Annotated in this window: 24 protein-coding genes and 1 pseudogene; 17 read left to right on the forward strand and 8 right to left on the reverse strand. The window is 61.3% G+C overall.

Annotated elements, in window-relative coordinates; translation table 11 throughout:
• Nucleotides 1-99 precede the first annotated feature (99 nt).
• The 3 genes from K307_RS51160 to K307_RS23620 are packed head-to-tail and all read right to left on the reverse strand — an operon-like array spanning nucleotide 100 to nucleotide 2037.
• Nucleotides 100-321, reverse strand: a complete 222-nt coding sequence (locus tag K307_RS51160) for a glutathione S-transferase N-terminal domain-containing protein (RefSeq protein ID WP_155301262.1) — start codon at nucleotides 319-321, stop codon at nucleotides 100-102.
• Entirely contained in the window at nucleotides 299-1054 is a 756-nt protein-coding gene (locus tag K307_RS23615; protein WP_051975140.1) for an SDR family NAD(P)-dependent oxidoreductase, read from the reverse strand. Before K307_RS23615 ends, K307_RS51160 begins: the two co-directional genes overlap by 23 nt.
• A complete protein-coding gene (locus tag K307_RS23620) occupies nucleotides 1051-2037 on the reverse strand; it encodes a Bug family tripartite tricarboxylate transporter substrate binding protein (protein ID WP_051975141.1) in 987 nt (328 codons plus the stop codon). Before K307_RS23620 ends, K307_RS23615 begins: the two co-directional genes overlap by 4 nt.
• Nucleotides 2038-2682: 645 nt before the next feature.
• Between K307_RS23620 and K307_RS23625 the strand changes: the two genes are divergently transcribed.
• From K307_RS23625 to K307_RS23650, 6 genes are all read left to right on the forward strand, one after another.
• Nucleotides 2683-4143 carry an aldehyde dehydrogenase family protein gene (locus tag K307_RS23625; RefSeq protein WP_230626044.1) on the forward strand — a complete coding sequence of 487 codons (1461 nt, stop codon included), beginning with the start codon at nucleotides 2683-2685 and terminating at the stop codon, nucleotides 4141-4143.
• Nucleotides 4140-5159: a Bug family tripartite tricarboxylate transporter substrate binding protein gene (locus tag K307_RS23630; protein WP_155301263.1), complete on the forward strand. Its 1020-nt coding sequence runs from the start codon at nucleotides 4140-4142 to the stop codon at nucleotides 5157-5159. Before K307_RS23625 ends, K307_RS23630 begins: the two co-directional genes overlap by 4 nt.
• A 3-nt stretch (nucleotides 5160-5162) precedes the next feature.
• Nucleotides 5163-6203: an NAD(P)-dependent alcohol dehydrogenase gene (locus K307_RS23635; RefSeq protein WP_042883202.1), complete on the forward strand. Its 1041-nt coding sequence runs from the start codon at nucleotides 5163-5165 to the stop codon at nucleotides 6201-6203.
• Between the two features lie 9 nt (nucleotides 6204-6212).
• Nucleotides 6213-7004 carry a crotonase/enoyl-CoA hydratase family protein gene (locus K307_RS23640; protein WP_042883203.1) on the forward strand — a complete coding sequence of 264 codons (792 nt, stop codon included), beginning with the start codon at nucleotides 6213-6215 and terminating at the stop codon, nucleotides 7002-7004.
• A 13-nt stretch (nucleotides 7005-7017) separates the two neighbouring features.
• Nucleotides 7018-7587, forward strand: coding sequence for a DUF2889 domain-containing protein (locus tag K307_RS23645; protein WP_042883204.1), 570 nt, complete (start codon nucleotides 7018-7020; stop codon nucleotides 7585-7587).
• Nucleotides 7588-7793: 206 nt separating this feature from the next.
• A complete protein-coding gene (locus K307_RS23650) occupies nucleotides 7794-8615 on the forward strand; it encodes an IclR family transcriptional regulator (RefSeq protein WP_080745196.1) in 822 nt (273 codons plus the stop codon).
• 742 nt (nucleotides 8616-9357) lie between these two features.
• Here K307_RS23650 and K307_RS23655 read toward each other — a convergent pair.
• The 3 genes and pseudogenes from K307_RS23655 to K307_RS23665 form a co-directional block, all read right to left on the reverse strand.
• Nucleotides 9358-10189 (reverse strand): annotated as a pseudogene (locus tag K307_RS23655) (SDR family oxidoreductase).
• A 194-nt stretch (nucleotides 10190-10383) separates the two neighbouring features.
• A complete protein-coding gene (locus K307_RS23660) occupies nucleotides 10384-11379 on the reverse strand; it encodes an aldo/keto reductase (protein ID WP_042883207.1) in 996 nt (331 codons plus the stop codon).
• A 26-nt stretch (nucleotides 11380-11405) separates the two neighbouring features.
• Complete coding sequence (locus tag K307_RS23665) at nucleotides 11406-12881, reverse strand: MFS transporter (RefSeq protein WP_051975143.1); 1476 nt, start codon at nucleotides 12879-12881, stop codon at nucleotides 11406-11408.
• 131 nt (nucleotides 12882-13012) lie between these two features.
• On the opposite strand from K307_RS23665, the gene K307_RS23670 reads away from it, so the two are divergent.
• From K307_RS23670 to K307_RS23715, 10 genes are all read left to right on the forward strand, one after another.
• Nucleotides 13013-13909, forward strand: a complete 897-nt coding sequence (locus tag K307_RS23670; RefSeq protein ID WP_042883208.1) for a LysR family transcriptional regulator — start codon at nucleotides 13013-13015, stop codon at nucleotides 13907-13909.
• 349 nt (nucleotides 13910-14258) lie between these two features.
• Complete coding sequence (locus tag K307_RS23675; RefSeq protein WP_080745198.1) at nucleotides 14259-15329, forward strand: SMP-30/gluconolactonase/LRE family protein; 1071 nt, start codon at nucleotides 14259-14261, stop codon at nucleotides 15327-15329.
• A gap of 326 nt (nucleotides 15330-15655) precedes the next feature.
• A complete protein-coding gene (locus tag K307_RS23680) occupies nucleotides 15656-16612 on the forward strand; it encodes an alpha/beta hydrolase (RefSeq protein ID WP_419187170.1) in 957 nt (318 codons plus the stop codon).
• A gap of 73 nt (nucleotides 16613-16685) precedes the next feature.
• Complete coding sequence (locus K307_RS23685; protein ID WP_042883209.1) at nucleotides 16686-17783, forward strand: alpha/beta hydrolase; 1098 nt, start codon at nucleotides 16686-16688, stop codon at nucleotides 17781-17783.
• A gap of 87 nt (nucleotides 17784-17870) precedes the next feature.
• Nucleotides 17871-18296, forward strand: coding sequence for a carboxymuconolactone decarboxylase family protein (locus tag K307_RS23690; protein ID WP_042883211.1), 426 nt, complete (start codon nucleotides 17871-17873; stop codon nucleotides 18294-18296).
• Between the two features lie 28 nt (nucleotides 18297-18324).
• Nucleotides 18325-18801 (forward strand): cupin domain-containing protein, encoded by a 477-nt coding sequence (locus tag K307_RS23695; RefSeq protein ID WP_042883420.1) that lies wholly within the window; start codon nucleotides 18325-18327, stop codon nucleotides 18799-18801.
• 33 nt (nucleotides 18802-18834) lie between these two features.
• The gene (locus K307_RS23700) at nucleotides 18835-19146 is read left to right on the forward strand and encodes a c-type cytochrome (protein ID WP_042883213.1); all 312 of its coding nucleotides are present in this window, start codon (nucleotides 18835-18837) and stop codon (nucleotides 19144-19146) included.
• A gap of 66 nt (nucleotides 19147-19212) precedes the next feature.
• Complete coding sequence (locus K307_RS23705; protein WP_042883214.1) at nucleotides 19213-19671, forward strand: (2Fe-2S)-binding protein; 459 nt, start codon at nucleotides 19213-19215, stop codon at nucleotides 19669-19671.
• A 15-nt stretch (nucleotides 19672-19686) separates the two neighbouring features.
• A complete protein-coding gene (locus K307_RS23710) occupies nucleotides 19687-21894 on the forward strand; it encodes a xanthine dehydrogenase family protein molybdopterin-binding subunit (RefSeq protein ID WP_042883421.1) in 2208 nt (735 codons plus the stop codon).
• A 437-nt stretch (nucleotides 21895-22331) separates the two neighbouring features.
• Complete coding sequence (locus K307_RS23715) at nucleotides 22332-22619, forward strand: hypothetical protein (RefSeq protein ID WP_042883216.1); 288 nt, start codon at nucleotides 22332-22334, stop codon at nucleotides 22617-22619.
• 61 nt (nucleotides 22620-22680) lie between these two features.
• Here K307_RS23715 and K307_RS23720 read toward each other — a convergent pair whose 3' ends face one another.
• Together K307_RS23720 and K307_RS23725 are read right to left on the reverse strand one after the other, a co-directional pair.
• Entirely contained in the window at nucleotides 22681-23655 is a 975-nt protein-coding gene (locus tag K307_RS23720; protein ID WP_042883218.1) for a tripartite tricarboxylate transporter substrate binding protein, read from the reverse strand.
• Between the two features lie 61 nt (nucleotides 23656-23716).
• A complete protein-coding gene (locus K307_RS23725; protein ID WP_042883220.1) occupies nucleotides 23717-24823 on the reverse strand; it encodes a TauD/TfdA family dioxygenase in 1107 nt (368 codons plus the stop codon).
• A 114-nt stretch (nucleotides 24824-24937) separates the two neighbouring features.
• On the opposite strand from K307_RS23725, the gene K307_RS23730 reads away from it, so the two are divergent.
• Complete coding sequence (locus K307_RS23730) at nucleotides 24938-25861, forward strand: LysR substrate-binding domain-containing protein (protein WP_042883222.1); 924 nt, start codon at nucleotides 24938-24940, stop codon at nucleotides 25859-25861.
• Nucleotides 25862-25938 lie beyond the last annotated feature (77 nt).

The raw sequence follows: 25938 nt of genomic DNA on the forward strand, positions 1-25938 counted from the left end.
GATATCCGCTCAGGACCCGTTGCGGGGAGTAACCGATCATTCCCCGCCACTTCTTGCAAGAATTCAAGGATAACGCTACTGTCGTAAATTGCCGTTCCGTCAGCGAAGCAGGCATGGATACTTGCCGAGGGAGTTTTGCTGCCTAAGTGCATCGCTCGGATCGGCGGCGTCCGTGGGAACCATGGTAATGCGGTCGGTTAGGCCGAGTACCTCTGCCGCGATGCGTACTTTGCGCACGAACGGAGACGTCAGGGATGAGCGCAATACGAATTGTTCTGGGGAGGACATCAGTGCGCCCTTAGTGGAACGATCGTCCGCCATCTACAGCCAAGGCGGAACCGGTGACGTAAGACGATTCGGAACTGGTCAGAAACAGGATGGCTTGGGCAATCTCGTTAGGCTGCGCGAGGCGTCGGAGGGCGTAATTTCCGAAATTGCCCTGCACGCCTTCAGCCATCGGTGTGTCGACGAGACCTGGGCAGACTGTGTTTGCTCTAATACCCGGAGCGAGTTCAGCGGCGAGTGCGCGCGTAAGATTGAGAACGCCACCCTTGGAGGCAGAGTAGGCAGTACGGTCCGGCGAGTTGGGTAGTAAGGACTGCCCAGATCCAAGATTGACGATCGTCGCATCGCTTGCCCTTTGCAGCCAAGGCAGGCAGCAACGTACGACGATGTAGGTGCCTGTGAGATTGATCTCTAGCACACGCCTCCACTCGGCGACACCGACTTCCATGACGGAACCCCGCAACATCACGCCCGCCGCATTGACGATGCCGTCGATACCTCCCATGGCCGCGGCGCCTTGCTCGACGGCATCGGCAACCGACGTCTCGTCCGTTGCGTCCGCGGCAAAGGCATTGGCCCCCAGGGCGCTGGCGGTTTCGGACAGCCCATGTTTGTCTCGGTCCAGCAATGTCAGCGCAGCGCCCTCCGCTGCGAATAGCTGTGCGGTGGCACGCCCGATACCGGATCCCGCGCCGGTAATCAGGATGCGACGGCCCTGTAAGCGACCTGGAGTCCGAGGCAATTGTTGCTGTGTTGATTTGTCGATCATTCGTCTTTGTCTCGCATTACTTTTTTGGGATGCTGGCCAGTTCGACAAGTTTTTGCCAGCGACTTAGCTCTGAGGCAACGAATGCGCGAAGTTCGCTCGCTCATCATCATCGGCGTCATGGCCATCCTGCTTAAGGCCGTGCGCGTCTGCGCCTTGGCCAGACTCTTGTTGAAGGCCAGATTCAGCCGGTCGACGATGTCTTGGCTCGTCTTCGCCGGGGCAAATGCTGCTGCCCACGTGACAACCTGGGTGTCTTTATAGCCGGCCTCGCTCATCGTTGGGACGTCGGGCAGCAGCGGGTGACGAACCGTATCGAGCACGGCAAGGACCTTGACTTGCCTGGCATTGATGAATCCCATTGCCGAATAGGGATCGACGAACATCACATCGATCTGACCACCGAGCAGATCATTCAACGCCTGTGGCGTACCGCGATACTGAACATTGACCATGTCAATCTTGGCGGTCGCCTTAAACAGTTCGGCTGCAACGCGGTTTGAGGTGTTGCCGCTGCCGTAGCTGAGGGATTTTGAGGATGGACGCTGGCGCGCCAGCTTGACGAAGCCAGCGACGTCGTCGGCCGGCAAGTCCTTTCTGACCACCAGGGTGATAGGAATGCGGATCAGCCCCGCCACCGGGACGAAATCCGCCACGGGATCATAGGGGAGGTTGCTATAAAGCGCAGGATTGCTCCCATGAGCGGAGTTCGTGCTGACGAACAGCGTATATCCGTCCGGCGCAGCGCGCTTGGCAAGCTGCGCGGCGATGATTCCATCGGCACCTGCGTGATTCTCGACCACCAGCGGCTGTCCAAGAGCCTTTCCTACATCCTGGGCAATATACCGCGCGGCGCCATCCGTCGCGCTTCCTGCGGGGAAAGGCAGGATCAACTTGATTGGACGTTCGGGATACTGCGCCTGCGCCAAAAGCGGTGGGATGAGTATGGCGATTGCCGCCAACAAGCGGCGAAGTGAGCCGACCATCTCTTCGCCTCCTTTGTTCGCGGTAACGAACGTGTTCTCGTATATGCGAACAGAAACCTCCCGATAGGAGGTGTCAAGGTACTGGCCATGGGTGAAAACCCGCCGAAGGGGACTGCCTGGGGCGCACTGTAGAGTGACTTGGGATTACCGCTGGGGCCGGTGTGGGAATGAACTGGGCGTCGGGCCACACCCCGTGCGGGGCATCGGCGAAGGTGGATCAACGGTTCGTTGCCGCGGCTGGAGAGATGTGCAATGACGACCGGATTGTCCGCATAGGCTATAGGCGACAGCGGCAGGTATCCCGCTTTTACCAGCGAGTGCCCCAGCGCGGAATTGTCGAAGCGCGCGATTGTGGTGAGCTCAAGACCCACAGTGATCAGCGGATGGCTTGCGGGATTCCAGATTCCCGGATTACGGGGCCATCGCTTTCGGTTCGGACAAGGGTTTGCCCTTGGTTGGTCGACGGACATCGGCTGTTATACGGGCTTCTGCAGCGCGGCAGCGCGATCGGGCATTGACAGCCCCCGTCCTGCTGTCTACGATGTATTCGTATTTATGACCAATCGTTCGTAATTATGATCAATTGTATTTGCGAGCGACGTTACTGAGGGCTGGTTCCTGCGGGCGACCCCCGGCCGGTGAGCGATGCTGGCGAACCGCCGCAAATCATGGAAGAGGCATGGTGATCAAATGATTCAACACAAGGCAATCTTTATCAATGGGGCATGGGTACCGTCGACGTCCACGGACGTGCTTACGGTGGTCAATCCGGCTACCGAGGAAATCGTCGCAGAAGTGCCGCGCGGCACGGCGGAAGATGTCGATCAGGCGGTACAGGCGGCCGCAAGCGCGTTTCCGGATTGGTCCTGCTCAACGGTGGAGCGGCGAATCGAGATCTTCAGTCGGCTCGCTCGCTTGACCGAAGCGCGTGCCGATGAAATCACGCGCACCATCGTGACGGAACTAGGCTACCCGATCAGTGCAGCGATCCGGACGCAAACGGTTGGGGCGGTGGAAGAACTTGACATCATCGCTGAATCGCTGCGCGAGATCGCCTGGACCGAGCAGCTCGGCAATACCACGCTGCGACGCGAGCCCTCCGGCGTGGTCGGCGCGATCACGGCCTGGAATGCGCCGCTGCGCTCGGTCATTTCGAAGGCAGGGGCGGCAATCGCGGCCGGTTGCACGGTGGTTCTCAAGCCGTCCGAGGTCGCGCCGCTCACGGCATTCATGTTCGCAGATTTGTGTGCTGAAGCCGGCCTTCCTGCCGGCGCTTTCAACCTGGTCTGCGGCACCGGCCCGGAAGTCGGCGAAGCGATTGCGTCGCACCCGCTGGTGGACATGGTTTCGCTGACGGGTTCGGTTCGTGCCGGGCGCAGGGTGATGGAGGTCGGCGCAGCATCGATCAAGCGCATGCACCTCGAACTGGGCGGGAAGTCGCCCAACATCATTCTTGCCGATGCGGATTTCCGGCGGGCCGTGGTCGACGGCATCGAAGATGCCATGCGCAACACCGGACAGGTATGCGGCGGACTCACACGCATGCTGGTGCCGCGCGAGCGCCTGCAAGAGGCCGAGGAGCTGGCAGTGCAAAGAGCGCAGGCCTATATTCTCGGCGACCCTTTCGATCCTGCCACGACGCTGGGACCGGTCTCCACGGCGGCGGCTCGCGTGCGCGTGCGGGGCTACATCCGCGCCGGTCTTGATGAGGGTTTGCGATTGCTGACAGGTGGCCACGAGGCGCCTGAGGGGCTGGAACGTGGCTACTACGTCAAGCCAACGCTCTTCTGCGGTGATAACACCAGCCGGCTTGCGCGAGAGGAGATCTTCGGGCCGGTGGTGATGATTATTCCGTTTGACGATGAGGAGAGTGCCGTCCGCATTGCCAACGACTCGGTCTACGGCCTTGCCGCCGGCGTCTGGTCAGGTGATCCCGAGCGTGCGCGCGCCATTGCCGCGAAACTGCGCGTTGGCCGTGTCCGCATCAATGGCGCGCCCCTTGACAAGCGTGGCACACACGGCGGCTTTAAGCTTTCCGGTGTGGGGCGTGAATGGGGTCGTATCGGCATTGAGGAGTTCACGGAATACAAGTCGGTGATCGGTTGAGCGCACCACGGCTGAGCGACAGCCAGCCGTTAGAAGCAAAAGATACAAGGAGACCGGCCGTGAAACGGCGAACCTTTCTTAGTGCAATCGGGCTTACGCTAGCCCTCCCCGTCGGCAATGTCCTGGCACAGGGCGGCCGGCCAATCCGGATGATCGTCCCGTTGCCCGCAGGCACTTCGAACGACTATGCGGCGCGCATCCTCACGACGCACGTGGCGCAGACCCTGGGCCAGGCCATCGTGGTGGACAACAAGCCCGGCGCTAACGGCGTCATCGCCACCATGGATATCATGCGCGCGGCGCCGGACGGCATGACGCTCATGTGCGGTTCGCTTTCGCCGCTGGCCAGCAACGTGGCATTCGTGAAGAACCTACCGTACGAGCCACTGCGCAACCTGACACCGATCGGTGGCGCAACCTTGACCAACCATGTCCTCATGGTGAAGGCGGACTCGCCAATTCGCACCTTTGCGGACTTCATCGCCTATGCCAAGCAGCGGCCCGGCAAGGTCAGTGTGGGTGCCTCGACCACCATTGTCCAGCTGCAGATCGCATCGATGAACAAGCTGGGCGGCATCCAGCTGATGGCCATCCCATACAAGGGCACGCCGGCCACGATCAGCGATGTCATTGGTGGCGTGCTAGACGCCACGCTAACCGACCCTGGCAACGCCCTCGCCCAGGTGAAAGGCGGACAGCTGCGTGCACTGGCGGTGACGTCGCTCAAGCGCAACCCGGCGACGCCAGACTGGCCGGCGATTTCCGAAACCCTGCCGGGCTTCGATTTCCCGTCCTGGAACGCCTTCGTCGGACCGGCCGGAATGTCGCGCGCGCTGGTGGAGCGCATCAGCGCTGCCGTCATCCAGGCCCAGAAGCGCCCCGATGTAACCGAGCAGTTGGCGCGCCAGGGGATGGTGCCGCTGATCCTGAGGCCGGATGAACTGAAGGCCTACATGGACACGGAGGCAAAGAAATATGTACGGCTCGCGCGCGAAGCCAACATCCAGCCCGAGTAAGCCATGTTGAATGTCAAAGCACGTTGTACCTGCGGCCCCGCCGAACCCTTCATCGCGACCACGATTCGTCGTCGCGATCCGGGGCCGCGCGATGTCGTGATCGATATCGCCTACGCGGGCATCTGCCACTCGGATGTCGAGCACGCGCGCAGCCTGCGCGGCAAGACGATGTATCCGATCGTGCCCGGCCATGAAATGGCTGGCATTGTCTCGGCCGTCGGCGATGCGGTGAGCCGGTTCAAGGTTGGTGACCGCGTCGGCGTCGGCAATATGGTCGACGCCTGCCGGGAGTGCGAGAACTGCAGAGCCGGCCTCGAACAGTATTGCAGCGGCGGCCGGACCCTGGCCTATAACTCGATGGGCCGCGACGGCGAGCCCACCTATGGGGGCTACAGCGAGAAGGTGGTGGTGGACGAAGCGTTTGTCGTACGCATTCCGGATCGCATTCCTCTTGACAGGGCAGCGCCCTTGCTTTGCGCCGGCATCACTATGTATTCGCCGCTGCGGCACTGGCAGGCCGGGCCAGGCAAGCGCGTGGCGATCGTCGGCTTCGGGGGGCTGGGGCACGTCGGCGTGCAGATGGCCCGTGCCATGGGCGCGCATACCACGGTCCTGGACCTTTCGCCAGCCAAGCGCGAAGACGCTTTGCGCTTCGGCGCGGACGAGTATCGCCTGGCTAACGACCCCCAGACCTTTGTGGCGCTGGCGAACTCACTCGACCTGATCATTTCGACCGTTCCCGCCAACGTGGACCTCGATGCCTATCTCGGCCTGCTGGCGCGAGACGGCACCTATGTCAACCTGGCGGTGACAGACAAGCCGCTCAGCCTCTCGGCGGCATCGCTGCTTGCCAATCGCAGGTCGATCGCTGGAACGCGCAGTGGCGGGCTGGCGCAGACGCAGGAGATGCTCGACTTCTGTGCGGACCATGACATCGCCGCGCAGGTGGAAGTGGTAAGCGCCGATTCTATTGACGACGCTTATCGCCGGCTGCTGGCCGGCGATGTGCGGTTCCGCTTCGTCATCGACAACAGCACCTTGTAAGAGACCACCATGACAGATTTTCTGCTCTATGAACAGGACGGCCCCGTCGTCACGCTGACGATGAACCAGCCCGAGCAGCGCAACCCGCTGACCGGCAATACCGCCGTTCCCGAATTCCTGGCTGCCATCGACCGGATTCACGACGACCAGAGTGTGCGATGCGTGATCCTGACCGGCAACGGGCCTTCGTTCTGCGCCGGCGGCAACATCCAGGAGATGAAACGCCAGTCGTCGCCGGAGGTGAGCGAGATGGCGATTCGCCAGGACTATCGGCGCGGCATCCAGCGCTTGACCCTGGCGTTGTTCAATCTTGAGGTGCCGGTCATCGCCGCGGTGAACGGCCATGCGATCGGGGCCGGCCTGGACCTGGCCTGCATGTGCGATATCCGGGTCGCATCCGAGAAGGCAAAGTTTGCCGAAAGCTTTATCAAGCTCGGCATCATTCCGGGCGACGGCGGGGCATGGCTGCTGCCGCGTATCGTCGGCATGTCGCGCGCGGCGGAACTCGCCTTCACAGGCGACATGCTCGATGCACGCCAGGCTTTGGAATGGAACCTCGTCTCCCGTGTGGTGCCTCATGAAGAGTTGCTGGCGGCGGCGCGGGAGCTGGCAGCGCGTATCACGCAGCACGCCTCCCATGGCGTGCGCCTGACCAAGCGTCTGATGCGCGAGGCGATCCATGGCCGGCTGGATTCGGTGCTGGAGCTTTCGGCCGTGTTTCAGGCGGTCTGCCACAAGACGGAAGACCATCGCGAAGCCGTGGATGCCTTCCTGGAGAAACGCGCGCCGAAATTCAACTGAGAAGGACAGTGACATGACCAACACGCCAGTGGAGCGCGAGGCGCTGCATTTCCGTCGTATCGAGATGCAGGGCTGGCGGCGCAGTGACGGGCTGTATGAGGTGGAGGGGCGCGTCACGGATCGCAAGCCGTATGACTTTGTCCCGTGGCGTGGCGGGAAGCAGGTGCCGGCCGGCGAGCCGGTGCATGATATGGGCGTGCGCATCGTCTTCGACGAAGATCTGTGTGTACGCGACATTGGGACATTCACCGAAGCAGCGCCCTATACGCAGTGTCCGGAGGGCGGGCGTGCCCTTCAGTCGCTCAAGGGTCTGCGGATGACCAGTGGTTGGGGCAAGGAAGTGCGCAGCCGCCTAAGGGGCGCTACGAGCTGCACACATCTGATGGAACTTCTTTTGCCGCTGGCGACGGTTGCCCACCAATCGCTGAGCGCGGTCAACAGAAACCGGTCCGAGCGCCTGGATAGTACTGGCAGGCCCGTCAAGATCGATAGTTGCTACGCCTATGGCGCCGAACGGGAACTGGTGCGATACCAGTGGCCCGAGTTTCATCGGCCGGGGTCAGCACGGGATCGCAAGCTATAGACAGCAACCGGTTTGACGCGCACGCCATGGCGGCATGTGACATGGCGCCAGGCGTGCGCTCCACGGGCTCGGAACACCCGGCCGGTCTGCGCGATCGGCAGACGGCCGGCGCGTGCCGTTTCAGGACCACCGTGCCATTTACGCTTGGCGCCCGCTGCCTGCGGTAAACTCCGGGTATTCACATACCTTGACGTTATCAGAAGCCGATGTCTATCAAGAAACAGGCAGAGCGGACTTTGCAAGCAGACGCGGAGCCCGAGGAGGGGAGGTCCCCCGCACGGTCAAAAACGGACCCGCAGAACCACCGCACCGTGGATCGCGTGACGCAGATCCTTGAGGAAGTGGTGTACCACCCTGGCATGACCTTCGCCGAACTGGTCCGGGCGCTGGGAGCAGCAAAGAGTTCCGTTCACGGTTTTATCCAGGGGCTGCTGGCGAAAGGGTGGCTGTACGAGGACAAGCACCGCTTTTACCTCGGCCCGGCTGTCTACGGCCTGACCCTGGCCAGCGGCCATATCCGGGCCGGTCTGGTCACGCATGCGGATCTCGTCGCCTTGCATGAGGCGACCAAGCTGGCGGTTTTTCTCGGGGTACAGGCTGGTGATCACCTGATCTATGTGGCCGAAGCGGGCAGCGACCAGGCCGCCGGTTTCGAGGCGCGGTCGAACATCCGGCGCACGCTGTTGTCCACGGCAGGCGGCAAGGCACTGCTCGCCGCCCGGCCACAGTTTGAGCGCGAGTCCCATCTGCGCCGGCGGACCCGGGAAGAAACCGAATTGGTCGACAAGTTCCTTGCCGAACTCGACAAGATCAACAAGACCGGGATCGCGACCAACATGAGCCAGACCGGAACGCGCTTCGGTTTGGCGACGACAGTGCGCAGCCGCTCGGGCGAGGCCGTGGCATCCATCACGCTGGTTGGCACGACGACCGAGGTGGAGCCGCGCCTCGACAAACTTTCCAAGTTGCTGCTCAAGCATGTGAATGGCTGGGCTGCGCGTTCCACGAATCCGCGAGAGCCGATCTAAGCACTTTTTATCCACTGCCCGGCCGGTGATTGCGCCTGTTTTAAATAACCTGCCCAGGTGTCAGTTTCCGGCAGCAGTTCGCTTCCCGATCTGTTGAATGGCGTCATTCGGGCCGGTGCTGCCGGCGCGGGGCTAGCCAGTGTCATCCTGGCCCTGGATACCCGCGCCGACTGGGGTGGGCTGCCGGCGCTGGTCATTCCGCTCTTCCTTTTTGTATCGGCAACCGGCTTCATCGTTGCAAATGCCATCGCTGGCGCGCTTGGATGTTTTCCTGAGCGCGCTGGCGCGACCTCGTCGCTAATCGGAGCGACACGGTACGGGACCGGCGTCCTGGGGGCGGCACTGGTCGGAGTCTTTGCAAACGGCACCCCTGGCCGATGGCGAGTGCAATTGCAGTCTTCGGCCTGGGAACCTTATTGAGCGCGTGGTTCTTGATACCGGCAGTTCCGGCAACAGAAATAGTCGAACGCGACCCTGGGCCGATGACGACGATGACGTCGCTTGGAACGTTGCGCATAACTATCTCCGATGACTTCCAGAATGGAATGTCACTCTCTCCGATAAATGCAGCGACGTGTTGGGAAAGATCGGGCGGGTCCCGCACGAGTGCGCGCCAGTGGCGGGTGCTCTCTACCAATGGGCACTCGATATCCATAGTGCTCTACATCGCGGGTGCTTGAAGGGCATCCGAGAGCCCACGTTACGCGCCCAGCGATCGGGCAAAGACGCCACCAGTGCCTCACTAACCTGGTGTAGGCAGCTTGCCTGCCCGCATTGCGGCGATCACTCCACCGTCGATCAGCAAGTCACTACCGGTAATGAAGCCCGCATCGGGGCCGAGCAGGAAAGATGCGGCGATAGAAATTTCGTTGGGCGGAGCCATCCGGTTAGCGGGCGAAGCTGCAACCATCGTCCGATAAATGTTGCCGATTTCGGAATTCAGTTCATGCAGCGCCAGCGGCGTCACGATGATGCCGGGGCTGATCGAGTTGACGCGTGCGCCGCGCGCGCCCCAGGTGATCGCTGATGCCTGAACCCGAAGGTGGTTTGCACGCTTGGCGATCATGTAGGCGACGAGAGTGTTGGGCACCGGATCCGCCTTAAGGAAGGGCAGATCCAATAGCTGCTCCGTGGGTGTGTAGGCCAACGCGTGGTCCTGTTCCGGTGAGAGCGCCGGCATCATGTGTCCGGCCATGCTGGAGATGATCAAACCGGCGCCGCCCGGCGCGATGACCTTTTCGAAGTCGTCGAACACGACCGCAGAGCCATAGAGGTCGACCTCCAGAACACGGGCGACCGGCGCCATGTTCGGGGAAAGGCCGGCGGTGTTAATGACCTGGACCACCCCTGCCAAGCGCGGCGGCGGCGGCGAGCGCCTGAACCGATTCGCGTGACGCTACATTGACAGGGTGCGTTTCGACGGAGTAGCTGGCATTCCGCATACTTTCTGCTGCGGCATTCAGTGTTTCCTCGTTGTAGTCTGCAAGCAGGACGGTTTTGCCAAAGCCTTGGCGGCGGGCGATCGCGAGGCCGATACCGCCGGCACCGATCACGACTACTACTTCCTTAGTCATTCTCATTCTCCTGAATGAGTAGCTGGTCAGCACATCGAGCGAAGGCGCGAGAATCCTCCTCGCTTCGTCGTTATGCAAGGCCTGGCCAGTCAATGGCGCTCGGCCACGATCTCCCATTGTGTTCCGCTGGCGTCGAAACGCAGCGTTGCCTCAGTCGCGTCCACGGTCCTCCTGCTGGTTCCCACTCCGATCACCTAGCGTCCGGTCATGGCCAAGGCGCCTTCGGGCAGCCGCGCCCCTTGTGGAACGATCTTCGAGGCGACGGCCTCGATATCCTGCAGGTCCTGCTCCGTCAGCGCGATACTTGCCGAACCGAGGTTCTCTTCGAGCCGGTGCAGCTTGGTAGTACCGGGGATGGGAACAATCCACGGCTTCTGCGCGAGAAGCCACGCAATAGCAATCTGGGCGGGCGTTGCCTGCTTGCGCGCTGCCATGGCGCGGAGCAGTTCGACCAGCGCCATGTTCGCCTCCAGGGCTTCAGGCGCAAAACGCGGGACGCTGTTGCGAAAATCGGTACTGTCGAATTTCGTTGAGGCGTCGATCTTGCCCGTCAGAAACCCGGCCCCGAGCGGGCTGAACGGGACAAAGCCAATGCCGAGTTCTTCGAGCGTCGGCAGGATCTCCGCTTCCGGTCCACGGTACCAGAGAGAGTATTCGCTCTGCACGGCGGTCACCGGCTGGACCGCGTGCGCGAGGCGGATGGTCTGCACGCCCGGCTCGGAGAGGCCGAAATTCCGCACCTTGCCTTCTGCGATCAAGTCACGGACAGTACCCGCCACATCTTCAATCGGTACGGCGGGGTCGACGCGATGCTGGTAGAGCAAGTCGATGACGTTGGTTTTCAGTCGCTTCAGCGATGCTTCGACGGCCGCCTTGATATGGTCCGGGCGGCTGTTCAGGCCGCTGCCTCGCTGTCCCGTTGCAGGGTCGATGTCGAACCCGAACTTGGTGGCAATCACCACCTGGCTTCTGAAAGGCGCCAGGGCTTTGCCGAGCAACTCCTCGTTCGTAAACGGACCGTAGGCTTCGGCCGTATCAAACATTGTGACGCCGCGATCGATTGCTGCGTGGATCAGGCGAATCATCTCCTGCTCGTCCGCGGCTGGCCCGTAGTTGGCACTCATGCCCATGCAGCCAAGTCCTAGGGCCGACACTTCCAGGCCGCCGTTTCCAAGTTTGCGCGTTTCCATATCTAACTCCTTCAGATGCGTTGGTTTCAGCGTGTCCCTCGGGCGTGGCGGGGCGATCCGGCCCCGGGTACGATCATCGAGAGTACAAGCACGAGGGCCAGCGCCAGCATTGCCGCTGCGCCCAGCATCGCGTTCTGGACCCTGTGGGTCAGCAGAAGCACTCCGCTCAGGCCTTCCGAGTGGATTGCCGATACGGCAACAAGGATGCCGAGGCCGAGGGAGCTGCCCAGTTGATGCGCGGCATTGACCAGGCCCGACGCGGCACCGGCGTCCTCCGGCGCCACGCCCGCAATGCCCGCCGTGGTGAGCGGGCCCAGCGCACCGCCCTGACCAACGCCAATCAGCATCATCGGCAGGGCAAGGCCGGCCAGGTACGTTGTGTCGGCTGTTACGCGGCTGAGCCAGACCATGCCGGTCAGGCTGAGGCCGATGCTGAGTGCCAGTACAAGCGGATTGCCGAGGCGGCGCGCCAGTCTCGGGACCGTCATGGCGGTCACGAAATTGACGATCATCGCAGGAAGAAAAGCCATGCCTGTCTGCGTGGGGCTCATGCCCCTGACCGCCTGCATGAGCTGGGTCGAAAAGAAAAAGAAGCCGACATTGGCGCCGAGGAAGAGGATACGGGCGGCGTAGGCGCCGGCCCTTTCGCGGCTGGCGAACAAGCGCAAAGGCATGATCGGCTGCTTCGCGCGCCGCTCGGCGAGCACGAACAGGGTTAGCAAGCCGAGCCCCGCCGCGAGCGATTCCATCGTGACCATGTCGTCCCAGCCGGCGGTTGCGGCGTGGACAATGCCGAAGACCAGCGTGCTCATCGCAACGGTTGATGTCAGCGCACCGATCATGTCGAAGCGGCCTGAGCGCTGTTCGGACTCGGCGATGTATCGCCGTGCGGCGAGGATGAGCCCTGCGCCAACGGGCAGGTTGATGAAGAAGCCCACGCGCCACGAAAGCCAGTCGGCAAGCAGCCCGCCGACAACCAGGCCGACGCTGGCCGAGACCCCGGCCGCCGCGGCATAGTAGGCGAGAGCGCGCGTACGTTCCGGGCCGGCGGGAAAGTTGGTCTGCAGCAGGGCGAGCGTCGACGGCGCCAGCGTGGCAGCACCGACACCCTGAATGGCGCGTGCGGCAATGAGCCACTCGGCCGATTGGGCAAGCCCGATGGCGAGTGAGGCCACGGTAAAGATCAGCAACCCTGTGACGAACATCTTGCGCCGGCCGAGAATGTCACCAGCCCGTGCACCCAGCAGCAAGAAGCCGCCGAAGGTGAGCGTATAGGCGCTGGACACCCAGGACAGACCAGCATCCGTGAAACCGAGATCCCGATGGATCTTGGGCAGCCCCGTGATGACAATCGAGATATCGAGCACGATCATCACATAGCTGATCAGGATGATCGCAAGGATGGCTGGCCGACTGCCAAGTGCCTTTCTTGTTGCTTCCGAAGTGCAAGTTTGTGCACGGACCTGCGCTACCGGTCCCGATCCATTCTCGTTCAACTCCATGTCCTGAACACTTCTCATTGCCACTACCCAATGCTTGCCTGGGCGGGATTTACCCGCGACCGGCCTAATGTAGCGGGTACATTCGCAGATGATTAGAGGTTAGAATCGGCATGAACCTATAACGGTGGCTTATGAGCGCATTGGAAAACTTCAACGATCTCGCAGTTTTCGCCAAAGTCGCAAAAGAGCGCAGCTTCACCCGCGCGGCAGCCCAGCTCGGTGTTTCGCAACCCTCGCTCAGCCAAACCATCCGCAGCCTCGAAGCGCGCCTCGGCATCCGGTTATTGACCCGTACCACACGCAGTGTTTCGCCCACGGAAGCTGGCGAGCGGCTGCTACGAACGCTGGAGCCCAGGTTCGAGGAGATCGAACTGGAGCTTGCTGCGTTGAGCGCGCTTCGTGACAAGCCAGCCGGCAACATCCGCATTACTGCGGGAGAGCATCCGGCCATCTCGATACTCCAGCCCGCACTGGCGACTTTCCTTCCGCGACATCCGGATATCAATGTCGAGATCATGGTCGACTATGGTCTGACGGATATTGTTTCCGAGCGCTTCGATGCTGGTATCCGGCTTGGTGAACAGGTCGCGAAAGACATGATCGCCGTGCGCATCGGCCCGGACGTGCGCATGGCGGTCGTCGGGTCTCCGGCATACTTCGATGCACACCCGCGTCTGCAGACCCCGGGCGAACTGACGAGTCACAATTGCATCAGCATGCGCCTTCCGACCTACGGAGGATTATTCGCCTGGGAGTTCAAAAAAGACGGACACGAGCTGAAAGTCAGAGTTGAAGGGCAGCTGGTCTTCAATAATCTCGCGTTGCGCCTGACTTCGGCATTGGCCGGGCTCGGTCTTGCCTATCTTCCGGAGGACCAGGTTACTGCTGAGATTGCGCAGGGGCGTTTAATTCGCGTACTCGAGGACTGGTGTCCGGCATTCCCCGGCTATCACCTTTATTATCCGAGTCGCCGGCAAACCTCGACAGCCTTTTCACTGCTGGTCGATACGTTACGCCATCGGGGCTGACACAGCACTCTTTCAGTCAAGAGTCTAGGGTCGCCTCAGGCCCAGCCATCCCGCCGCAACGTCTTCCTGACCGCCTGCGCCTTACGAAGCATTCAAGCATGTCCCGCGAGTCCGGATCGGCCTCGTGATGGACTGTGCGGCCGCGCATGGCATGGCCGCACGCGATGGCATAGGCCGGGCCTTTTATTTGCCTGCGTTATAGAAGCTATCACGACTGCCGGCCTAATCAATCCGCCGCGCAGACACTACGATTGCGTTTGGCCGGACGATTGGCGCCGAGGGATATCCCAAATGTGACGCTTCCCGTGCCATCTAAGAACAATCGCAAAGCGGTAGCCGGGAGACTCGCATGTATGGGAAGGCGCTCGTCGCGATCCATTTCGACCGATTGTTATCGCGCCGCTGTGCGAGCCACCTGTTGATCGGTTGTGTGCTGGCGCTGGGCGCGTGTGCAACCGATACGCTTGTGGTCAAAGGTCGGGGGAATGCGCTCTCCTATGTCGACGGGGTGCGCGACATGGCGCCAATTCCCCTTGCCGAGCGAGCGTTGCCGACGGCGATGGCCGAACCCTTCGTCAAGGTCTCGGATGTGCCTTTCGCCGTTGAAGGGCCTTCCTTCGATCGCCAGGGTAATCTGTACTTCCTCGACGTCTATAGTGGCCGCGTGCTGCGATTGACGCCGGACGGTCAGCTATCGACGGTGTACACGGATAAATCCCTCGCACCGGCCGGTAGTGCAGTTCACAAGGATGGCCGGCTATTTCTTGCGGGGGTGGGCAACCTGTCGGTGGGCAGCATCGTCGCCATCAACCCGGATGGCGGGAATCCCCAGACCATCGTTCCTGCCAGTGCCGGGTACGTCCCGGACGACCTGGTTTTTGATGACAAAGGGGGAATCTATTTCACCGATTTCCGCGGAACAGTGGCCAGGCCGACGGGCGGGTTGTTCTATGTGTCGCCGGACTATAAAGAGATCACGCCGGTACTTCCGAACATGGCGATGGCCAATGGCGTCGCGCTCAGTCCTGACGGAAAGTCAGTCTGGGCGACCGAGTTCAGTGCAGGACGCTTGCATCGCGGCGATCTCGGTGGCCAGGGCAAAGTCGCGCGAGCCTTCGTGCCTTATCACTTTATTGGCCGGGCTCCCGATTCCATGCGCACGGACGTGGACGGCAACGTCTACGTCGCCATGACCCTCCAGGGGCGAATCCTTGTGTTCAATGCCAACGGTACGCCAGTCGGCCAGATCCTGCTGCCAGGGCGCGAAAGCGGTCGTTTCCTGCGAGTTACGAGCCTGGCCTTTGTACCCGGCTTATCTGACATGGTCATTGTTTCGCGCGACGAAGGCGGGGCGGGTGGCACGATGATTTTCAAAGCGCAGGGCCTGGCGAAAGGCACCACGCTCTATTCGCATCAGTAGCGATACCCGGGATGCACTTTCCGGCGCGTTGCGCGAGCGGACAAGGCACGTGCCAGCCCGCCGTCGCGTGGCAACCCTTGCGCATCTTTAATAAGTCCCCCGGATAAGGCCTATTGAATCTGAAGGTCTAATCAAGCGCCGGGGATGTCGCTAGCATTCAGACTGGACCTAACAAGGTGAGAAGCTGCCAAATGATCATGAAGTCCTGGCGATATTTCATTGCACTGCTGCTGGTATCGGCGTGCATCCTGGCACCTGGTACTTCGATGGCTGAAGAGCCTGGCAAGCCTGCGCCGCTCGTTATCCAGGCCCAAGGCAGCTTTGCGGTGGGCGGCACGGTCAAGACCGAGCCCGGAACGTTTGATCCCCTGAAGCCGCTTGCGTCGCAAGGGCAGACGTATCACGGAGATCATGCCTACGCGTTCTATCAAGTCCCCGTGAAGCCTCACCGGCTTCCGATCGTCATGTGGCATGGCGCGGGCCAATTCTCGAAGAGCTGGGAGTCCACGCCGGACGGTCGCGAAGGATTCCAGAATATCTTCCTGCGCCGCGGGTTTGCCACCTACCTTTTGGATCAGCCCCGCCGAGGGGATGCGGGGCGCAGCATGGTTGAGGCCACTATCAAGCCTGCCGGCGACGAGCAGATGTGGTTCAACCAGTTCCGGGTTGGCGTGTGGCCGAAGTATTTTGACGGCGTGCAGTTCGCGCGGGATCCGGAAACACTCAACCAGTACTTCCGCTCGATGACACCGAATATCGGGCCATTCGACATGACTGTGGTGTCTGCCGGGGTATCGGCACTGTTTGACAAGATTGGTCCAGGCATTCTCTTCACCCATTCGCAGGGCGGTGGGCCCGGCTGGGTCACTGTAATCAGGAATCCAAACGTCAAGGCTATCGTTGCCTTCGAGCCGGGCAGCAACTTTGTCTTTCCGGAGGGCGAAGTCCCGCCGCCGATGGTCAGTGCCTTTGACACGCTGCAGGGCGTGCCGATACCAAAGGCCGATTTCCTGAAGCTGACCAGGCTGCCGATCATCATCTACTACGGCGACAACATTCCCGACCGGCCCACCACGCTGCCGGCCCAGGACAGCTGGCGGGTGCGCCTCGCCATGGCGAGGCTATGGCGCGACACTGTTAACCGGCATGGTGGCGATGTCACCGTGGTGCATCTGCCGGAGATCGGAATCAAGGGCAATACCCATTTTCCGTTCTCGGACCTGAACAACGTGCAGATTGCCGACCAGGTGTCGAAGTTCATCGTGGAGAAGGGCCTGCAGTAGGCAGGAACCCTGGCAGCGCCTGTTTCGCGTGGCATCGCTGCGCCGCAGCGCTGCCTGATTGTGCAGGAGTCATATGAAAGATGAGAAGTTCACGGAGAACAGGCGCCAGTTCCTCGGTATGTCCATGGCGACGATAGCAGGCGTGGTAACAGGAGGTTCAGCAATGGCAATGCCCAACTCGGCACCAGTGCAGTCCGGCACGGTCCGCGAACCCGCCGTGATCGGCTACCGTGACAGGAAGGGCGTGACGATCGAACGTGTGGCTTACCCCGCCCGGAATACGGGGACAAAGATCATTGCCAACCTATTCAAGCCGGCCAATTTCGATGCTCGCAAGAAGTATGCGGCGATTGTCGTGACCCACCCGTTCGGTGGCGTCAAGGAGCAGACCGCCGGCCTCTACGCGCACCGCCTGGCCGAACAAGGCTTCATTACGCTGGCTTACGATGCATCGTATCAGGGAGAGAGCGGCGGAGAGCCTCGTCTGATGGAAGTGCCGGCCCAGCGTGTGGACGACATCAGTTGCGCGATCGACTTTCTGGTGAGCCACCCCCAGGTCGATGCCGCGCGCATCGGCTCCCTGGGCATCTGCGCAGGAGGCGGGTACGCGTTGTGCTCCGCGCAGACGGAGCTGCGGGTCAAGGCAGTTGCTGCCGTCAGCACCTTCAATCTTGGCGAAGCACGCAGGGAGGCCATGGGCACCCTTTCCTACGAGGAACGGATCAAGCGGCTGAAGGATGCCAACGAACAACGCTCCCGCGAGGCGCGCGGCGAGCCGGTACGGTTGGTGCCGGTGGTCCCGGATACGCCCGACCAGTTCACGGCGAGTACACCGGCGCTTTATCGGGAAGGCTACGAATACTACAGAACCGCTCGGGCTGCGCATCCCAACTCGCCGAACCGGTATGCGTACTCCAGTCTTCCGCTGCAAATGGCGTTCTTCCCGTTCGACCAGCTCGAGACGATTTCGCCCCGGCCAGTACTGGTCATTGCGGGCTCCAAGGCCGATACGCTCTTCTGGAGCCGGCAGGTTTACGAGAAGGCCCGCGAACCGAAGGAGCTATTCGTGGTCGACGGCGCCACGCATATCGACATGTATGACAAGCCGCAGTTCGTGACGCCGGCGGTGGCAAGGCTGACACAGTACTTCGGAAAATATCTCGCAGCGTGAAGGTTCATGCGTCGCGGGTCATCACGGTGATGGAGCAGCCCTGGCAGAAGGTCGGGCCGCGCCCCCGGTAGCTAAAGGAGATGGAAATTGAAGCAACGGGTCGGAACCCTTAACGTCCTTGCGGGCCTGCTGGCGGCAGCAAGCATGTCCGCCGGACACGCCCAGAGCGTGCCGCCGGCTGCGGCCGCTGCCGGGAACAAACAGCCGTCGCGTGCCCAGCAGCTGATGGGTGGCATAGCGCCCAAGATGGCCGAGCTCACGGACAACGTGTTGTACGGAGATGTATGGGAGCGGCCGCAGCTCTCGAAGCGCGACCGCAGCCTGGTCACCGTCAGCGCACTAATCGCAATGAACCGGCCGGACCAGCTGCGCTCCCATCTCATACTGGCGCGCCAGAACGGCGTGACCCAGGAAGAGTTGATCGAGACCATCACGCATCTGGCCTTCTATTCAGGCTGGCCCAACTCAGTGACGGCGATTGCCGTAGCCAAAGAAGTCTTCCAGGGCAAATGAGCCGGAGTAAGCGGTGACCGTCAAGGAAATGAAGAAACGTGCAGCAATCATGGGAGCTTCTCTCGTGTTCACTTCTGTCGCCTCAGCTCAGGCTGAACAGGGGGTAACCGTCACGCGTGTCGGGTCGCAGCCCTCTGCGACTGGTTCCACCAGTAACTTCACCGGGCACGTGCGTGTCGATTCCAGGTTCCAAGGCAGTGCGCCGTCTCGCATCGGCGGTGCCAGCGTGACCTTCGAACCCGGCGCGCGTACGGCCTGGCATACGCATCCGCTTGGCCAGACGTTGATCGTCACGGCCGGCGCGGGGATGGTGCAGCATTGGGGAGGCGTGATCCAGGAGATAAGGCCCGGTGACGTGGTTTGGATTCCACCCGGTGTCAAGCACTGGCACGGCGCAACGCCGACAACCGGCATGACCCATATTGCCGTTTCGGAAGCACGTGATGGGAAGTCTGTCGACTGGATGGAACAGGTTACAGACGATCAGTATCCAGGCTCCCGCTGAGCACGGAATATCAGGAACATCTAAAGGGAAGTCATGAACCGACCGTTTTCCGCTCTTGTTCTGGCCACAACCATGCTCGCCGCATTGCCTGCCAAAGCGAGTCCAGAACTGGCCCAACAGAAGAACTGCATGGCCTGCCACGCCATCGGCCAGAAGCTGGCCGGTCCCTCCTTTAATGACGTTGCTGGCAGGTACGCGAACCAGAACGATGCGCCTGCGATGCTGGCTGAGAAGATCAGGAAAGGCGGGGTTGGCACGTGGGGCGCGATTCCGATGCCGCCCAATCCACAGGTCAATGCCGACGAAGCCAGGCAGCTTGCCCAGTGGGTACTCTCGCTAAAGTAGGCGCAGTGTCGTGTCATTGGCCGGATATGGCCAGATTCAAATTGGGAAACGCCCCGGAGCAGGAAAATGATAAAACTCAATGTCAATGGCCGGCCCCAAACCGCCGATGCCGAGCCCGACACGCCGCTTTTGTGGGTGCTGCGTGACACGCTGAAAATGACCGGCACCAAGTTCGGCTGCGGTATGGCGCTGTGTGGCGCGTGTACGGTGCATCTCGACGGCCAAGCCATTCGTTCCTGTGTGACGCCGGTGTCGATGGCATCGGGCAAGAAGGTCACGACGATCGAAGGTGCAGGCAGCGGCAACGTTGGAAAGGCAGTTCAACAAGCCTGGCAAAAACTCGATGTGGTGCAATGCGGCTATTGCCAGTCGGGGCAGATCATGAGCGCCGTGGCACTGTTGCAAGGCAATCGGAAGCCGACCGACGCGGATATCGACGCAGCAATGGGCGGCAACGTGTGCCGCTGTGCCACCTACGTCCGCATCCGCGCGGCGATTCACGAAGCAGCACGGTCATTGGGTTGAGGGCAAGCTGTCATGATGACGACGCATATTGAGAACGAGAGCCGCCGCCATTTCCTGCGCGGCATGGGCGGATTGACGCTTGCGATTTACCTGCCGACCACGCTCGCGCGCACTGCGACAGCAACTGGTCAGCCGGGTGCGCTTGCGGCCGGACCGGTGTTCGAACCCAATGCCTTCCTTCGCATCGGGGAAGATGGCAGTGTGACTGTCATCGCCAAGCATCTTGAGATGGGGCAGGGCAGCTACACGGGCCTCGCCACGATTGTGGCCGAGGAGCTCGATGCCAACTGGACACACGTGCGGGTGGAGAGCGCTCCGGCCGATGCGAAGCGGTACAATAATCTCGCCTGGGGTCCGTTTCAGGGTACAGGCGGAAGCCGGGCCATCGCCAACTCCTGGGACCAGCTACGGCGCGCCGGCGCCACCGGGCGCGCAATGCTCGTGGCAGCAGCGGCCCGGAAATGGGGCGTTAGCGCATCCGAGATCCAGGTATCCAACGGCGTGGTGACGCACAGCGGGTCGCGCCGGCAGGCGACGTTCGGCGAACTGGCACGAGCCGCCTCGGAACAGCCGGTGCCAGCCGAGGTGAAGCTCAAGGACGCGGCCAGCTACAAGCTGATCGGCTCGCGCATTCCGCGCAAGGACGGTGCAAGCAAGACCAATGGCACGGCCGTCTTCACCCAGGATATCCACTTGCCCGGCATGCTGACAGCGGCAGTCGCACATCCGCCCTTGTTCGGCGCCAGGGTGAAGTCCTTCGATGCTGCCAAGGCGAAAGCCGTGAAGGGTGTCGTCGACGTTGTTCAGATCCCCAGCGGCGTGGCGGTGGTGGCTCGCGACACCTGGAGTGCAAAGAAGGGACGTGACGCGCTGGTGGTCGAGTGGGATGACAGCAAGGCGTTCAAGCTGGGATCAGGCCAGATTCTTGAGAAATATCGCGAGATGGCCAAGAAGCCTGGAACCGTGGCACGCAAGCAAGGTGATATCGAAGCGGCATTGGGTGGCAACGCCCGGATTTTTGAGGCGGATTACGATTTTCCGTATCTTGCGCACGCTCCCATGGAGCCGCTGAACTGCGTAATCCGGTTAGGCAAGGACGGATGCGATGTCTGGAATGGCGCGCAAATGCAGACGCAGGACCAGCGACTGCTGGCCGAGCTGTTTGGCATCCCCTCGGACCAAGTCCGCATCAACACGCTGTACGCCGGCGGCAGCTTCGGCCGTCGCGCCGCGAAGGATTCAGACTATGTCCTCGAGGCGGGAAATATCGTCAAGGCTATCAACGGGCGCGCACCGGTCAAGCTGGTGTGGTTCCGTGAAGACGACATACATGCGGGATATTACCGGCCGATCTTTCACCATCGCCTGCGCGCGGCCCTCGACCGCCAGGGGAAGCTGGTAGGCTGGCACCATCGGCTCGTGGGACAGTCGCTGGTTACCGGTGCACCGGCGCCATTCAGTGGGGCGGTAAAGAACGGCATTGATGCGACGTCGGTTGAAGGGGCGACGAATCTTCCCTATGAGGTCCCCAACTTCATGGTAGATCTGCATACCCCTACCGATATCGGCGTTCCGGTGCAGTGGTGGCGGTCCGTGGGTTCCACGCACAACGCCTTTTCGACTGAATGCTTTATCGATGAACTGGCGCACGCGGCCGGGCAGGATCCGGTGGCCTGGCGGCTGGCAATGCTGGAGAAGCATCCGCGTCATGCCAAGGTACTAAGGCTTGCTGCGGAGCAGGCGGGATGGGGCCAGCCGTTGCGGGCCGGGGCCTCGGGCGAGCGTCGTGGTCGTGGCATCGCATTGCATGAAGCCTTCAACTCCGTCGTCGCGGAAGTTGCGGAGGTAACCGTCAAGCAGGACGGCAGCTATCGTGTGGATCGGGTTGTGTGCGCCGTTGACTGCGGCATTGCTGTTAATCCGGATGTGGTGAAGGCCCAGGTGGAGGGTAGCGTGGGTTTTGCGCTGTCGGCCGCCATGCATGGTGCTATTACGCTGACGGACGGTAAGGTCGATCAGTCGAATTTCCACGACTATGTGCCCCTGCGCATCAACGAGATGCCTGCGGTGGAGGTGCATATCGTGGCTTCCAATGCCAATCCTACGGGGATTGGCGAGCCGCCGGTGCCGCCATTGGCGCCAGCTGTCGCCAATGCACTGGCGGCCGCCACGGGCAAACGGGTAAGGAAGTTGCCGATTGCAGCGGATCAGCTCAAGGCTTGACAGGGGCGGGCTTGCGCGAGCGCTCGCGCCTTGCAAGCCCGTAACTTCAGTACACCAACGCTTTCCATCGCTGTCGTAGGCATCCGCCTGCCTGCGGCTAACTTCGCCGCGTCCCCCGCAAGACGGCCTCGATACGCTCGTGCCCATCACTCCCTGAGGCGAGTGAGGCACGCTTCGTCCCCTTGACGTGATGAATAAGCTGCTTATGCGTCCGTACAAGATGCATGCGGGGCTCCCAATCTTATCGACAGCGCCATTCATTACCCCAGCCTATAGGCGCATGCGATCTGGGCCCCTTTATCCATAGTTGGTGGTTACCCTAATATTTGATCCAGGCCGAGACGCCCCTCTGCAGCGACTGCGCAGGCTGTGGATGGCGCCGAATCGGTATTCACTGGATGACCCCGCGGTTGCCGCGGAAAATATTGGAAACGATCATGAAATTCAACCACTTTGCTATGAGCCTGGCTGCTGCGATCGCTATTGGTTCCGCTCTTGTTTCCGGCCTGACTTACGCTGCTGGCTTTGATCTGCATCGCGACGGAGCCAAGAGCACGTTCAACCCTTACGCTGACGGCGCACGCGGCAAGTTCGATCCCTACGCCGATGGCGCCCGCGCCCGGTTCAACCCAAATGCCGATGGCGCGCGCGGGAAGTTCAATACATACACCGACGGTCTTCGCGCTTCCAAATTTGATGCATTTACCGACGGCGCCCGCCACTAAGTTGCGGACGCCGGCCTTCCCTCGCAGCGATGCGGATGGAAGGATCAGTGCATCGCAAGCTCTACTCGACGCTGACTTTCGCGATCTCGATAACCCGCTTCCAGCGTTGCCTGTCGTCAGCCACCATCCTGGCGAACTCGCGATCATTCATGGTCAGGGTATCCACCGATTTAGCGTCCAGAGCCTGTTGCACTTCCGGACGCGCCACGGACCTGGCCCATGCATCAATCAGGCGACGCGCCAACGGCTCCGGCACACTGGCCGGGGCGGCCAGCCCCAGCCATCCGCTTGCCTCCATGCCATGGATGCTGGCCTCGGAGAAAGTCGGGACGTTGGGAAACAACTTCATGCGAGCTGTACCGGTGCATGCCAGCGGGCGAAGCTTGCCTGCCCGAATGAGATCTTCCGAACCGGTGACGGGCTGCAGGGTCATATCGACATCACCAGCCAAAGTGGCAGTGATGGCAGGCGCCTGGCCGTTGTAGGGAACATGCAGGACTTTCAGGTCCTGCGTGCTTTTCAGGTATTCCATCAGAACATGTGAGGACGCACCGATTCCGCCGGACGCATAGGCCAGCTTGCCTGGCTCCTTGCGAATCCTATCGATCGCCTCACGGACGGTTCTCACATCGAATCGGGCAGTATTGACGAGCAGCGCAAAGGCTTGGGACCCAAGATAGCCCAGTGGCCTGAGGATGTTAGGCGTATCGAAGCCGGAACCGGGTCGGAGCAGCGAATTGAGGTTGAGTCCAGACCCGATCAAGCCTACGGTGTAGCCGTCAGCCTTCGCTCTTGCCAGTTGGCCATATGCGATGTTTCCACCGGCGCCAACCACGTTCTTCACTATGACCGGTTGGCCGAGTTCACGGCTCATCGGCTCAGTCAAGACCCGGGCAAGGACGTCGACCACTCCTCCGGGCGCAAACGGGACGATGATCTCAATCCGTTTGTTGGGAAGCCATTCGGCGCGCACTGCGGCGGCGGCGGCAAGACCCGCCGAGAGGATCAGCAGGGATCTGCGCGTAAGCAATGTCATGATATGAGCTCTTTGAGACTTGGGTAGAGGGGACGCTGAAGCCACCGCCAGTCCGGGGGGACTAACGTGCGCGAACCAGGTTTTGCATGGTCGCAAGGTACGTGGACGGTAGCTCCATCAGCGCTGAACGTCGTTGCAGCCACAAGGCGTGGTCTTCGGCCGTATGGAAGATCTGGTTCTTTGGCAACACCGGCCAGTGAGGAACATGGAGCCAAAGGCGCAGCAAATGCCGCCGCTGCTGGATTTCCTTCGAATCTTCGTAGTCGGTGCGCCCATGCAGGACCAGCCGGTTGTTCAGGAACTGTATGTCGCCTTCAGCGAAGTTCATGTCGAGATAAAACTCCGGTGATTCGGCAATACGTTCGATGCAGGCAATGGCATCACGCTCTTGCGGCGTAAGCTCGGCATCGCCACGCGCAGCAGCGCTTTTCGCATAGCCTGGCAGGAAGTAGCATGCGAGCGGCGTCGCGGCGTCGCTGCTGCATGTGAACACCGGCACTCGTGCTTCGCTGAGCAGGCGCCCGGATCCAAACTTCCCGTCCAGATCCTTGCGGCGATAGAAGAAGCCGCGGTACAGGGTGCGAAGCACATCCGGATGCTTCGTAAGCAGTTCGTCGTGCAGGGCAACGGCGCTGACAATACGGCTGGCCCCGCCTGATACAGCCGAGCGCAGGCACATGAGGCCAATCACGTCGCACGAGTCGGTGTGCATACCCATGTGCCCTCCGGCGTGATACGCGCGCGGTACGTCCTCGACGTCCGAGACGTCCATGACATGCCCGAGCATCTCACCGTGATACGACTGGGGCATCGGCCGTCCCAGATAGGCGCCAATGCCGAAGAAGATCCGGGCCATGTCGTCCGTGGAGTATTGCGCGCGCGGCAGTCCGCGCAGCAATGCAAAGCCACGCCCCTGTTCGAGCTTGGCCCGGATGCCATCCAGGGTCTGCGCGGCAGCTCGCAGCGGAAAGGACACCCTTGTAATGTCAGGAAGGTCGACTTTCCCAAGAGACTTCAGATGTCGGAGAGCGAGGTCGATTTCCTGGATATCCTGATCATTGAGGACATGAAGTCCGTCTGATTTCCAATCCATGGTTTGTCCGTGCCAGGCTGCCGGCCCGCCAATCGGTTCGATCGCAGGAGTATTCGTTTCGTCCAGTGTGGTCATAGTAAGATTGCCATTCCTTGGCTGTCATCACAGAAGCATTTTTAGATTCGAAGCGTAGGTATGTCCAATACTATTGAGACGACTTGCTGATACCACTCACGCGATGGATTCCGCATGGATTTGAGACAGCTCCGGCAGTTCGTGGTGGTCGCAGAAGAGCTAAATTTCCGCCGAGCGGCGGAGCGCCTCCACATGACGCAGCCTCCCCTTAGCGCGTCCATCCAGCGGCTCGAAAGCAGCCTGGGTGTGTCATTGATTGAACGGTCCCGCACCATGGTCCGTCTCACCCCAGCTGGTACGGCCTTCCTTCACGAGGTACGACATCTCCTGGGGCAAGCGCAGTGCGCGGTGGAGGCGGCTAAGTCAGCCATGGATGGCTCAGCCGATGTGCTGAGAATTGCGTCCGTCGAGAGCGCCGCGCTTGAGTTGCTGCCAACCGTGCTTCAACGGCTGCGCGTGCAGTTTCCGAACGCGAGACTGCTCGTTCAAACCGACTCGACCCAGAACGAAATTCTGGCTTTGCAAGCGGGTGTGCTGGATGTAGCGATCATCGTGCCATCGGCGCATGAGAGCGCTCAACTGGTCATTGCAGACCTGAAGCAGGAAAGATTTTGCGTAGCGGTATGCAAGACGCATCCGCTGAGTGCCCGCAAGCGTGTCAGGCTATCGGAATTGGCCGAGGATCAGTTCCTGTCGCTCTATCCTTTCACGTCGAGTCCCGGGTACTCCGCTGCAGTGCTCAGGGCGTTTCAGGAGTCGAAGGTGTATCCGCGGGTGCTCCCCGGGGACTCGAAGACCTTTCTGGCCAACCTCGCCCTTGTTGGGGCGGGCGGATGCGTGGCACTGGTCCCGCGTCCGATGCGGCGCCTGCGTGTGACGAACGTTGTGTTCATCGACGTCGTCTGCGAAGCTGGCAAACCGCTTCTGTATCCCTTGGCTTTAGCGCGCACGGTGAAGAACGACCGGACGCTGGTTCGGGCTTTCTGGCAGGCTGCGATGTCGATTTCAGGACTGAGCGGCTCGGTTTGCCTGGAGTGACCGCACTGCGTGGAAATGTTCACAGCTCAGGAAGCTTCCTGGGCTGTGACATCAATGCCAGGCATTGCGCTATTTTT

The sequence above is a fragment of the Cupriavidus necator A5-1 genome (genome assembly GCF_000744095.1).
Classification (GTDB): domain Bacteria; phylum Pseudomonadota; class Gammaproteobacteria; order Burkholderiales; family Burkholderiaceae; genus Cupriavidus; species Cupriavidus necator_A.